This window comes from Solwaraspora sp. WMMB762, from assembly GCF_049179115.1.
GTDB lineage: Bacteria > Actinomycetota > Actinomycetes > Mycobacteriales > Micromonosporaceae > Micromonospora_E.
The window spans coordinates 4,937,641-4,949,678 of the sequence record NZ_JBMHMD010000001.1; the positions used below are offsets into that span (position 1 = coordinate 4,937,641).

Consider the following 12,038-nt stretch of genomic DNA (forward strand, 5'->3'; position numbering starts at 1 on the left):
AGCTGGCCGCGGACGGTCAGGTGAGTTGCGCTACGGCGGTCTGGATGGCGCGGTGCACCGTCGGGTACGCGTAGATCATGTGCCGCAGGCTGGTCAGCGGCACCTCGCCGTGCACCGCCACGGCGAGCGCGCCGAGCACCTCGCCGCCGGTCGGTCCCGCCGACGTCGCCCCGACCAGCACCCCCCGGTCGGCGTCAGCGACCAGCTTGATGAACCCGTCGTTGCCCGGCCCGTGAATCCAGCCCCGCGACGACTCCGGCACCTCGGTCACCGCCACCGCGACGTTCACGCCCTGCTCGCGGGCCTGACGTTCGGTCAGGCCGACCGCGCCGATCTCCGGGTCGGTGAAGGTGACCCGGGGAATTGCCCGGTACTCGGCCGCCGGACCGCCTTGGTCGAGGATGTCGCGGATCGCCACGTCCGCCTGGTACATGGCCAGATGGGTGAAGGCGCCGTGGCCGGCGACGTCACCGACCGCCCACAGCCTGTCGGCGACCGGCATCCGCTCGTCGGTGACCCGCATCCGCTCGTCGACCGGCAGGTGCCGGGCCGCCGGGTCCAGCCCGACGGTGTCGATGCCGAGTCCACCGAGGTCGCTGCGGCGACCGGTGGCGACCAGCAGCCGCTGCCCGCTCTCCGGCCCACCTTGGGACAGGTGTACGGCGAACATGTCGTCGCGGTACTCGATCCACTCGGCGCGGCTGCCGAGCCGGAGCCGTACCCCGTCGTCGCCGAGGGCGCGGGCGGCCAGCGCCGACGACTCCGGCTCCTCCCGGGACAGCACCCGCTCGCCGGGCTCGACGATGGTCACCCGTACACCGAACCGGGCGAAGACCTGGGCCAGCTCAAGCCCGATCGCGCCGCCGCCGAGCACGACCAGCGACTCGGGCAGGTCGGTGACCTCGATCGCCTCCTTGTTCGTCCAGTACGGCGTACCGGCAAGTCCGTCGATCGGCGGCACCACCGGCACGGTGCCGGTGGCCAGCACCACGCCCCGGCGGGCGGTGAACTCCTGCCCGTCGACGTCGACCCGCCCGGGTCCGGTGAGCCGGGCGCTGCCGTGCAGCACCCGTACCCCTTTGCCGGTGAGCCGGTCCACGGCGGCGGTGTCGGACCAGTCGGCGGTGGCCTCGTCGCGGATCCGCCGGGCCACCAGTGTCCAATCAGGACGGACGTCGGCGGTGCCGGCCAGGCCGTCGATCCGGCGGCCCTCGGCGAGCGCGTTCGCCGCCCGGATCATCATCTTGCTCGGTACGCAGCCCCAGTACGGGCATTCGCCGCCCACCAGCCGGCGCTCCACACCGACCACAGCCAGCCCGGCCTGGCTGAGCCGGCCGGCGACCTCCTCGCCGGCCACGCCCAACCCGACGACGACGACGTCCACCTGCTGCGGCTCACCCATGGGGGTCAGCATGTCAGAGCCCGATCCACCGCCGACCGGGCGGCCGGGGCGGCCGGGGCGGCCGGGCTCAGCGTTGCGGCGCAGGCTCGGCGCTCCGACCCAGGCTCAGCACTGCGGCGCAGGCTCAGCGCTCCGACAGCGGCGGCGGGTAGTCCAGGCCGGCGCGGACGGCGAGCGGCAGCCGCCACGGTTCGTGCACCGCCGCCCCGGTGACGCCGGCCAGCTCCGGCACCCACCGGCGGACGTACTCGCCGGCCGGGTCGAAGCGGTGCGCCTGGCGCAGCGGGTTGAAACCCCGGTGCGGGCGGGTGTCGTTGCCGGTGCCGGCCACCCACTGCCAGTTGCCGGAGTTGTTCGGCAGGTCGCCGTCGAGCAGCCAGCGGCCGAACCAGGCGAGGCCGTCCCGCCAGTCCAGGCCGATCTCCTTGGTGAGGTACCCGGCGGTGATCAGCCGGGCGCGGTTGTGCATCCAGCCTTCCGCCCGCAGCTGGCGCATGCCGGCGTCGACGATCGGCACCCCGGTGTGCCCGGTCTGCCAGGCGTCGAGGGCGTCGGCGTCGTACCGCCACTGCTCGCTGGCCCCGCGCCGGTACGCGGTGGTCGCCAGGTCGGGGAAGGCGTTCGCGACCTGGTAGTGGAAGTCCCGCCAGCACAGTTGCCGGACGAACGGGCCGGCGCGGTCCCCGGCGGCGGTGGCGACCTCCAGCGGGGACAGACACCCGAACCGCAGGTAGGGGCTGAGCCGCGAGGTGGCGTCGCCGGCCAGGTCGTCGTGGCTGTCGCCGTATCGATCGAGGCGGCTGTCGCCGTACCGGTCGAGGTCGCCCAGCCAGTCGCGCAGCCGGCGCCGCCCGGCGGTCTCGCCCCCGGCGGCGGCCTGCGGCGACTCCCCGTCCGGCAGGGCCGGCAACCGCCCGACGGCGGGACCGCCGGGCAGCCGGATCCGGTCCGGAGCGGCGCATCCGGTACGCCAGTCGGCGCCGGCCCAGGCCCGGAAGTACGGCGTGAAGACCTTGTAGTGGTCGCCGTTGGTCGGGGTCAGCGCGCCGGGGTCGACGACGGTCAGACCAGGGAAGGCGCGGTACGCGAGGCGGTGCCGGTCGCATTCGTCGGACAGCCGCCGCTGCCGGTGCCGGGCGTAGCGGCTGATGTCGGCGGAGACGGCGACGCCGTCGGCGTCGACCTCGCGGGCCAGCCGGATCGTCTCGGCGACCGGGTCGCCCCGGCGGATCAGCAGGTTGCCGCCGAGCCCGCGCAGCCTCGCCCGCAGGTCGGCGAGGCTCTGGTGCAGGAACCGGTCGCGGTTGGCCGACCGGCCGGCCAACCGTGGGTCGAGGACGAACAGCGGCACCACCTGTCCGGCGGTGGCGCAGGCGGTGGCCAGCGCTGGCTGGTCGTGCACCCGCAGGTCGCGGGTGAACAGCACGACAGCGGTACGCACGGCGGGCGCTACGGCGCGGTCGGCGTGGCGGCGGTCGGTGTGGGTGCGGTCGGCGCTGGCGTGGGGGTGGCCGGCGGCTGCGGCGGCTGCGTCGGCGGGCCGGTGACGTCGACTGGGCCGGCGACGTCGACCGGGCCGGGCAGGGTGACCGGGGTGCCGGCCGGGGTGAGCAGGGAGCGCAGCGCCACAGCGGCCCGGCGGCGGTTCCCGACGGTGGCCCGGCGACGGAACACGTCGAAGCCCTGCGCGGCGATCTCGTCGAGGATGCCGCCGTACAGCGCGTACGCGGTGCGGATGCAGGCCTGCGACGCGGGTTCGAGCAGGGTGACGCCGGGGGCGGCCGCCGCGTAGTGGCCCCGGGCGCGGCCGACCTCGTACCGGATCAGCTCAACGATCGGCGGGGTCGCCCGGCGGTGTCGGGCGGCGTCGACCAGGTCGGCCCGGGTCACCCCGAACCGGGCCAGGTCCTCGTCCGGCAGGTAGGTGCGGCCCCGGTCCAGGTCCTCGGCGACGTCGCGGATGAAGTTGGTGAGCTGGAAGGCGAAGCCGAGCTGCCGGGCCGGCTCCCGGGCGGCGGCCCGGTCGGTGCTGCCCAGGATCGGCAGCATCATGGTGCCGATCACCGCCGCCGAGCCCTCCATGTAGTCGAGCAGGTCGGTGTAGCGCGGGTACGAGGTGACCGTCAGGTCCATCGCCATGCTGCGCAGGAACGCGGTGAAGTCCGCCTTGTCCAGGTCGAACACCGCGATGGTGTGCAGTACGGCGGGCAGCAGCGGGTCGTCGACCGGGGCGCCGTGCAGGCCGTCGAGGAACCGCTGCCCCCACTGGTCGAGGGCGGCTGCCCGGTCGGCGGGCGGCAGTTGGTCGGTGCGGTCGACGATCTCATCCGCGTATCGGGTGAATCCGTATAAAGCGTGAACATGCCGGCGTTTCCACTGCGGTAGCAGCCGGGTCGCGAGATAGTAGGTCCGCCCGTGCCGTCGGTGCAGGTCACGGCAGTTCGCGTAGGCAGCGGACAGATCGACGTTCACCGGCCCCCCTCATCTATCGACGCAAGAATCGACGCAACTTCTGACCCTAGGGTACGCTCGTTCGCGTGGCCAATCACACAGTTGCCGGCACCGACCGCAGCGCGTCGGTCGACGAGCCGGCCGGGTCGGCCACCCCTGGGCAGCCCCCGGCCCACCGCCGTGACCTGCTGACCGCGGCCGTCGACGACACCCTGATCGATTTCCTCTCCACCGAGATCGACGCGCTCGACCGCATCGATCCGGCGCTGCGCCCGTTCGCGCAGATCGCCCGGGACACCGTGCTGGCCGGCGGCAAACGGCTGCGGCCGGTCTTCGCCCACTGGGGCTGGCGCGGGGTGGTCGGCCCGGACGCGCCGCTGGCTCCGGTGCTGCCGGCGCTGGCCGCGCTGGAGCTGCTGCACGCGTTCGCGCTGGTGCACGACGACGTGATGGACGGTTCCGCGACCCGTCGCGGCCGCCCCACCGCCCACCGGCGGCTGGCCGGGCAGCACCGGGCGGCCGGCCGCGACGGCGACCCCGACCGGTTCGGCGACGGTGCCGCCGTGCTGGTCGGTGACCTCTGCCTGGTCTGGGCCGACCGGTTGCTCGGCCAGGCCGGCGTGCCACCCCGGACCCTGCTGGACGTGCGGCGCCGCTACGACCAGATGCGGGTCGAGACGATAGCCGGGCAGTACCTGGACGTCCTCGGCGAGACCGAGGCCGACACCTGGTCGGTCGACCGGGCGCTGCGGGTGGCCCGGCACAAGACCGCCAGCTACACCGTGCTGCGGCCGCTGCACCTCGGTGCGGCCCTCGCCGGAACCGGCACCGACCCGGCGGTCCACGAGGCCTACCAGCGCTACGGCACCAACGTCGGCGAGGCGTTCCAACTGCGCGACGACCTGCTCGGCGTCTTCGGTGACCCGGCCACCACCGGCAAACCCGCCGGCGACGACCTGCGGACCGGCAAGCCGACGGTGCTGCTGCTGATCGCCCGCGAGCTGGCCACCGAGGCGCAACGCGCCGAACTCACCCGGCCGCCGTCCGGCGCCGACCGGGAGTCCGACCGGGAGAACGATCGACGGGTGAGCCGGCTGGCCGAGATCGTCGTCGAGACCGGCGCCGCCGACCAGGTGGAACAGCTGATCGAGCAACGGGTACGGGAGGCGGTCGACGCACTGGCCGACGCCCCGATCGACGCCGCCGCCCGTCGCGCGCTCACCGGCCTGGCGGTGACCGCCACCACTCGGCAGGCATGATGTGAGCATCGTTCAGAAGGAGGTGGTCGCGGCATGCGTACCGTGACCGGGGCGACCGAACGCGTCGTCGTGGTCGGTGCCGGGCTCGGCGGGCTGGCCTGTGCCCTGCACCTGGCCGGTGCCGGCCGGCAGGTCACCCTGCTGGAACGCGAGTCGGTGCCGGGCGGGCGGGCCGGGCGGCTGGCACTCGACGGCTACGAGTTCGACACCGGGCCGACCGTGCTGACCATGCCCGAACTGATCGCCGAGGCGCTCGGCGCGGTCGGCGAGGAGCTCTCCGACTGGCTGGAGCTGATCCCGCTCGAACCGGCCTACCGGGCGTACTATCCGGACGGGTCCACTCTGGACGTCGTCACCGACACCGCCCGGATGGCGGCCGAGGTGGCCCGGGTCTGCGGCCCCCGCGAAGCCGACGGCTACCTGCGCTTCGTCGACTACGCGCGGCGGCTGTGGCAGCTGGAGCGGGCCGACTTCATCGACCGTAACCTGGACAGCCCGCCGGACCTGCTCACCGGCAACCTGCTGCGGCTGCTCGCCGCCGGAGCGTTCCGGCGCATGCAGACCAAGATCGAGCAGTTCTTCACCGACCCCCGTACCCAGCGGATCTTCTCGTTCCAGGCGATGTACGCCGGGCTGGCGCCCCACGACGCGCTGGCCATCTACACCGTCATCGCCTACCTGGACTCGGTGGCCGGGGTGTCGTTCCCCCGGGGCGGCATGCACGCGGTGCCCCGGGCGCTGGCCGGCGCCGCCGAGAAGCACGGCGTACAGATCCGCTACGACACCACGGTCACCCAGGTGGAGACCGCCGGTGGTCGGGCGCGCGCGGTGCTCACCGCCGCCGGTGACCGGATCCCCGCCGACGTCGTGGTGCTCAACCCCGACCTGCCCGTCGCCTACGCCGAGCTGCTGCCGCCGGCCCGCCGCCGCCGGCTGCGCTACTCGCCGTCCTGCGTGGTGCTGCACCTCGGCGCCCGGCAGGGCTACCAGCAGATCGCCCACCACAACATCCACTTCGGCCGGCTGTGGAAGGGCACCTTCGACGAGGTCATCCGTCGGGGTGAGCTGATGAGCGACCCGTCGCTGCTGGTCACCAACCCGAGCCGGACCGACCCGTCGGTGGCCCCGCCCGGCGGGCACACCTACTACGTCCTCGCTCCGGTGCCCAACTTGGACAGCGGCCGGCTGGACTGGCGCGGCGACCTGCCGCAGCGGTACGCCGACGAGCTGATCGCCACCCTGGCCGAGCGCGGCTACCGGGGCCTGGCCGACGGGATCGAGGTCCGCGAGGTGACCACCCCGGCCGACTGGGCCGACGCCGGAATGGCCGCCGGGACACCGTTCGCCGCTGCGCACACCCTGTTCCAGACCGGCCCGTTCCGACCCGGGAACCTGCATCCCACCCTGGAGAACGTGGTCTTCGTCGGTTCCGGCACCCAGCCGGGGGTCGGCGTGCCGATGGTGCTGATCTCCGGCAAGTTGGCCGCCGGTCGGATCACCGGTGCGGGGGGTGCCCGATGACCGGGACGTCGCGGGAGAGCCATCTGGTCGAGTTGGTCGACCCGGCCGGGCGACCGGTCGGATCGGCTACCGTCGCCGCCGCCCACCAGCCGCCGGGCCAGCTGCACCGGGCGTTCTCGGTGATCCTGGTCGACCCGGCCGGCCAACTGCTGCTGCAACAGCGGGCCGCGGTGAAGACCCGGTTCCCGCTGCGCTGGGCGAACACCTGCTGCGGCCATCCGCTGCCCGGCGAATCGGTGACCGAGGCGGCCAACCGCCGGCTCGGCGAGGAGGTGGGCGTCGCGCCGGTGCCGTTGACCGAGCTCGGTGTGCACACCTACCAGGCCACCGACCCGGTCACCGGCCGGACTGAGTACGAGTACGACCACGTACTGCTGGGGGAGCTCGACCCGGCCACCCCGCTGCGGCCCGATCCGGCGGAGATCGCGCAGCTGCGCTGGATGCCGCCGGACGAGCTGCGGGCCGGCCTGACCGACGACCCGCACGCCTACGCCCCGTGGCTGGCCGGCGTGGTCGACCAGTTGTTCGCGCCGGGCCGGCGGGACCACGGTGCGGTTGCGGAGCGGCACAGCGCGGCTGCGGAGCGGCCAGGTGAGCGATGACGCGCTGAGCGCGGGCAGCGTGGCACGCCGCCTCGGCGTGGCGGTGACCACGCTGCGCACCTGGCATCAGCGGTACGGGCTCGGCCCGACCCGGCACGTCAAGGGGCATCATCGCCGGTACAGCCGGGAGGATCTGGCCCGGCTGGAGGTGATGCGCCGGCTCACCGCCGAAGGCGTGTCCCCGGCCGAGGCGGCGCGGTGGGCACGCGGCAACGCGGCTCCACCCGCCCCCGCCGCCCCCGCCGGCCCCGGGCCGGGCCGGGCCGGCGGCGGGCACACCATCGCGGTCGGCACCGCCGGCCCGGCCGCCCGTGGCCTGGCCCGGGCCGCCGTACGCCTGGACGACCGGGCCATGCGGGAGATCATCGAGCGTGGGCTGCGTACCGACGGGGTGATTGCCACCTGGGACCGGGTGGTCCGCCCGGTGCTGGCCGGCGTCGGTGACCGGTACGCGGCCACCGCCGGCTTCATCGAGGTGGAGCATCTGCTGTCCCGGTGCGTCTCCGCCGCGTTCGCCTCGGTGACCGGGCCGGTTTCGGCGGCCCCGCCGGATGATCCGTCGGACCGCCCGCTGGACGGCCTGCTCCCCGCTGCGACCGCCACCAGCCGGGTCCCCGCTGCGACCGCCGCCGGCCGGGTCGGCGGCGGCCCCGGTGCGCTGCTCGCCTGCACCGACGAGGAGCAGCACACCCTGCCGTTGGAGGCGCTGGCCGCCGCACTCGTCGAGGTCGGCGTGGTCGCCCGGTTGCTCGGTGCCCGGGTGCCGGCGACCGCGCTGGTCGCCGCGGTCGATCGGACGGGGCCGGCCGCCGTCGTGCTCTGGTCGCACACCCCGGCGACCGCGGACCTCGGGCAGTTGCGTGTGGCCCGATCCGGACGGCACCGTCCGGTGCTGGTCCTGGCGGTCGGGCCGGGCTGGCCGGTCACCGAGCTGCCGGACGGGGTACGGCACTGCGCCGACCTGACCGACGCGGTCACCCTCTGCCGGTCCGCCGACCGGGCCATCGGCCAGCAGCACGTCCCGTAGCTGTTGGCGGCACTTCCCGTCACCGCCGGCGGCCGGCAGTCCTGGTGTCCGATGTGCGGGGTCGAGTTGTGCGGATTGATCGACTAACGTGTGCTTCGCTCGATCTCCGTCCACCCCCTCGCCCGGAGTCGACATGTCGAAACGCACCGTGTCGAAACGTGCCATGGTCGCGGCAGGCCTGGCGGTGTTCGCGCTGCTGGTCGGCAGCGAAAGCATCGCCGCGCTGCGTGGTGCCCGGCAGGTACCGGCGCAGGTGCCGGCCACCGCCGCTCTCGGTGCCGCGCCGGACCGCCCGGTTCCACCCCCCGAGCCGGTGCCCTCACCCGGCCCCCGCGACCCGGTGCCGGCACCGACCGCCGACCCCGGCGACCAGCCACCGTCGTCCGCCGTGACCAGCGGCTCACCCGGGGCGTCCGCCCGGCCGGCCGTCGACGAGCGCCTGCTGCAACGCCGTACCGGCGGTCGGCAGGTGGCGCTGACCTTCGACGACGGGCCGCATCCGAAGTGGACGCCGCTGATCCTCGACGAGCTGCGGGCGGCCGGGGCGCGGGCCACGTTCTGTGTCGTCGGCGCCCAGGTGCGGCGGTATCCGGCGCTGGTCGTCAGGATGGTCCGGGAGGGGCACACCCTGTGCAACCACACCTGGAGCCACGAGCTCGACCTCGGCTCGCAGTCGCCCGACGAGATCCGGGCCAACCTGCTGCGGACCAACAAGGAGATCCACAAGGTGGTGCCCGGCGTGCCGATCGAGCTCTTCCGGCACCCTGGCGGGCTGTGGACGCCGAAGGTGGTCACCGTGGTCGAGGAGCTGGGGATGGTCCCGCTGGACTGGGACGTCGACCCGCAGGACTGGCGCAAGCCCACCAAGGAGAAGCTGGTGTCGCAGGTCACCGCCGAGGTTCGGCTCGGGTCGATCATCCTGCTGCACGACGGCGGTGGTGACCGGTCGGCCACCGTCGCCGCGCTCCCGGCCGTGGTCCACGAGCTGAGGCAGCGGTACGGCATCACCCTGCTCGGTGCTAGCCTTTCCCCCTGATCCGTCCGGTTCGCCGATCTGGTTTGGTCCGGGGCATACTCGTCACGTATGCTTTCGCAAGCTTCCGGCGGGGCCGGATGGGAGCACTACCGTCGGAGTCGCGATGTGCGATGATGACGGGGCCGCCCTCATCGTCTAGCGGCCCAGGACGCCGCCCTTTCAAGGCGGTAGCACGGGTTCGAATCCCGTTGGGGGCACCACCGGCCGACCGACCGGCCGGAGCAACACCGAGGTCCTGTGGAGCAGTCGGAGTGCTCGCCGCCCTGTCAAGGCGGAGGTCGCGGGTTCAAGTCCCGTCAGGACCGCGCAACGCCGATCGCCGTGCGTTTCCCACGCGCGGCGTTTCGTTTTCGGGGCCGACCCGACCGGTCCGGTGTCCTCACCGGCAGGCGGGTATGATGTCCCGGACACCCGGCCAGGTAGCTCAGTTGGTACGAGCGTCCGACTGAAAATCGGAAGGTCGGCGGTTCGACCCCGCCCCTGGCCACAAAGCCTCTCGCCGGGCTTCAGCAGCGCCCAATCGCCTCCTGCGGTTGGGCGCTTCGCTGTCGGACGACGCGCCGTGGATCCGTCTGCGCCGGGGACTGCCCTTGACATTCCGCGACGGGCCGTGAGACTGCCGGCATGGCCGAACACGACGGCACCGGGCCCGCTGCGGCGCCCGCGCCCGCCGACCCGCCACCCCGGCGGGTGCGGATCGTGCTGGGCGAGGTCGGCCGGCGCGGGGACGCCGACCGGCTGCGTACCGACCTGGCCGAGCAGACCCAGATCGGCGAGGCACTGGTACGCGGCCTGGTCCGGGCACAGTTGGCGTTGGCGATACGGCTGGCGGTGGTGGTCGTGGTCGGCCTCGGGTCGCTGCCGATGCTGTTCGCGATCGCCCCCGGCGTCGCCGAGATCAAGATCGTCGGCGTCAACCTGCCGTGGCTGCTGCTCGGGGTGGCCGCGTTCCCGTTCCTGGTGGCGGTCGGCCTGACCTACGTCCACCTCGCCGAACGCAACGAACAGGACTTCGTCGCGCTGGTCCGCCGGCCGGAACGCTGAGCGGCGCCGATGACCAACCCGTACGTGATCCCTGCACTGGTCGTGGTCACCCTGGTGACCGTCGCGATCGGCTTCTACGGGCTGAAGCTGGCCCGCACCACGTCCGACTTCCTGGTCGCCTCGCGTACCGTCAGCCCGTCCTGGAACGCGGCGGCGATCAGCGGCGAGTACTTGTCTGCCGCGTCGTTCCTCGGCATCGCCGGCCTGATCCTCAAGTACGGCGTCGACGTGCTCTGGTATCCGGTCGGCTTCGCCGCCGGCTACCTGGCCCTGCTGCTGTTCGTCGCGGCCCCGCTGCGCCGGTCCGGGGCGTTCACCCTGCCGGACTTCTGCGAGATCCGGCTCAGCTCCCGGCGACTGCGCCGGCTGGCCACCGTCTTCGTGATCTTCATCGGCTGGTTCTACCTGCTGCCCCAGCTGCAGGGCGCCGGGCTGACCCTGGCCACGGTCACCGGCGCGCCGTACCCGCTGGGAGCGCTGCTGGTCGGCGGGGTGGTCACCGCCAACGTCGCGCTCGGCGGCATGCGGGCGGTCACCTTCGTGCAGGCGTTCCAGTACTGGCTCAAGTTGACCGCGCTCGCCGTACCGGCGGTCTTCCTGGCCATGCAGTGGCAGTCCGACGGACGGCCGCCGGTCAGCCCACCGGACGGGTTGACCTTCACCCAGGCGACCACCGTGGTGGTCGAGCGGTCCGCGACGCTCAACTACGCCGACGGGCGGACCGAGCAGGTGACCCCCGGCACCGAGCTGACCTTCGCCGCCGGGGACCGGGTCCCCGAGGTATCCGGGGCCGAAGCCGACCGGGGAGCCGCCTGGCTGCTGCCCGGTGACCCGGACCGGGGCGACCAGGGGCTGTTCGCCACCTATTCGCTGATCCTGGCTACCTTCCTCGGCACGATGGGGCTTCCGCACGTACTCGTGCGGTTCTACACCAACCCCGACGGTGCCGCCGCCCGCCGGACCACGCTGGTGGTGCTGGCCCTGGTCGGCCTGTTCTACCTCTTCCCCACCCTGTACGGGGTGCTCGGCCGGGTGTACACGCCGCAACTGCTGATGACCGGACGCTCGGACGCGGTCGTGGTGCTGCTGCCGGAGGCGGCGCTCGGCGGCGGACTGCTCGGTCAGCTGCTCGCCGCGCTGGTCGCCGCCGGGGCGTTCGCCGCCTTCCTGTCCACCTCGTCCGGGTTGCTGACCAGCGTCGCCGGGGCGGTCTCGACCGACGTGCTGCGGCGCAACTCGGTACGCGGGTTCCGGCTGGCGACCCTGGTCGCCGGCGCGGTGCCGATGGTCCTCGCGCTGAACGTCTCCGGCCTGGACGTCTCGCAGGTCGTCGGGCTGGCGTTCGCGGTGGCCGCGTCGAGCTTCTGCCCGCTGCTGGTGCTCGGCATCTGGTGGCGTGGCCTGACCGACGCCGGTGCCGCCGCCGGCATCGTCGCCGGTGGCGGCGCCGCCGTCGGCGCGGTGCTGTGGACCGTGCTGGGTCCGCCACTGACCGGCTGGCCGGCGGTCCTGGTCGCCCAGCCGGCGGCCTGGACGGTGCCGCTGGCGTTCGCGGTGATGATGCTGGTGTCGGTGGTCACCCGGCGGCGGTTGCCGGGTCAGGTGAACGCCCTCATGCTGCGACTGCACGCGCCGGAGAGCCTGCGCCCGTGACATCCTGCGGCGTCGGTGTCGCCGTCGTGCCCGGGTATGAGAG

At 73.7% G+C, this 12,038-nt stretch carries 9 protein-coding genes, 3 tRNA genes and 1 pseudogene; 10 read left to right on the top strand and 3 right to left on the bottom strand.

Annotated elements, in window-relative coordinates; all coding sequences use genetic code 11:
• Positions 1-16: 16 nt before the first annotated feature.
• The 3 genes and pseudogenes from ACN27J_RS22020 to ACN27J_RS22030 all read right to left on the bottom strand — a co-directional run.
• A complete protein-coding gene (locus ACN27J_RS22020) occupies positions 17-1,402 on the bottom strand; it encodes a dihydrolipoyl dehydrogenase family protein (protein ID WP_421369119.1) in 1,386 nt (461 codons plus the stop codon).
• 124 nt (positions 1,403-1,526) lie between these two features.
• The gene (locus tag ACN27J_RS22025) at positions 1,527-2,843 is read right to left on the bottom strand and encodes a cryptochrome/photolyase family protein (RefSeq protein ID WP_421369122.1); all 1,317 of its coding nucleotides are present in this window, start codon (positions 2,841-2,843) and stop codon (positions 1,527-1,529) included.
• A gap of 131 nt (positions 2,844-2,974) precedes the next feature.
• A pseudogene (locus ACN27J_RS22030) lies at positions 2,975-3,874 on the bottom strand (phytoene/squalene synthase family protein); the annotation flags it as partial.
• Between the two features lie 65 nt (positions 3,875-3,939).
• Here ACN27J_RS22030 and ACN27J_RS22035 point away from each other — a divergent pair.
• The 10 genes from ACN27J_RS22035 (at position 3,940) to ACN27J_RS22080 (ending at position 11,995) form a co-directional block, all read left to right on the top strand.
• The gene (locus ACN27J_RS22035; protein WP_421369125.1) at positions 3,940-5,112 is read left to right on the top strand and encodes a polyprenyl synthetase family protein; all 1,173 of its coding nucleotides are present in this window, start codon (positions 3,940-3,942) and stop codon (positions 5,110-5,112) included.
• Between the two features lie 33 nt (positions 5,113-5,145).
• Positions 5,146-6,633: a phytoene desaturase family protein gene (gene crtI, locus ACN27J_RS22040; RefSeq protein ID WP_421369128.1), complete on the top strand. Its 1,488-nt coding sequence runs from the start codon at positions 5,146-5,148 to the stop codon at positions 6,631-6,633.
• Positions 6,630-7,235 (top strand): isopentenyl-diphosphate Delta-isomerase, encoded by a 606-nt coding sequence (gene idi, locus ACN27J_RS22045; RefSeq protein WP_421369131.1) that lies wholly within the window; start codon positions 6,630-6,632, stop codon positions 7,233-7,235. Before crtI ends, idi begins: the two co-directional genes overlap by 4 nt.
• Complete coding sequence (locus ACN27J_RS22050) at positions 7,225-8,262, top strand: MerR family transcriptional regulator (protein WP_421369133.1); 1,038 nt, start codon at positions 7,225-7,227, stop codon at positions 8,260-8,262. Before idi ends, ACN27J_RS22050 begins: the two co-directional genes overlap by 11 nt.
• A 133-nt stretch (positions 8,263-8,395) precedes the next feature.
• Positions 8,396-9,298 carry a polysaccharide deacetylase family protein gene (locus ACN27J_RS22055; RefSeq protein ID WP_421369135.1) on the top strand — a complete coding sequence of 301 codons (903 nt, stop codon included), beginning with the start codon at positions 8,396-8,398 and terminating at the stop codon, positions 9,296-9,298.
• A 124-nt stretch (positions 9,299-9,422) separates the two neighbouring features.
• A tRNA-Glu gene (locus tag ACN27J_RS22060) sits at positions 9,423-9,498 on the top strand.
• Positions 9,499-9,529: 31 nt separating this feature from the next.
• Positions 9,530-9,603: transfer RNA gene (locus tag ACN27J_RS22065), tRNA-Asp, on the top strand.
• Between the two features lie 108 nt (positions 9,604-9,711).
• Positions 9,712-9,785 (top strand) — tRNA-Phe (locus ACN27J_RS22070).
• A gap of 137 nt (positions 9,786-9,922) precedes the next feature.
• Positions 9,923-10,342, top strand: a complete 420-nt coding sequence (locus ACN27J_RS22075) for a hypothetical protein (protein WP_421369137.1) — start codon at positions 9,923-9,925, stop codon at positions 10,340-10,342.
• Between the two features lie 9 nt (positions 10,343-10,351).
• Positions 10,352-11,995, top strand: a complete 1,644-nt coding sequence (locus tag ACN27J_RS22080; RefSeq protein WP_278173034.1) for a cation acetate symporter — start codon at positions 10,352-10,354, stop codon at positions 11,993-11,995.
• Positions 11,996-12,038 lie beyond the last annotated feature (43 nt).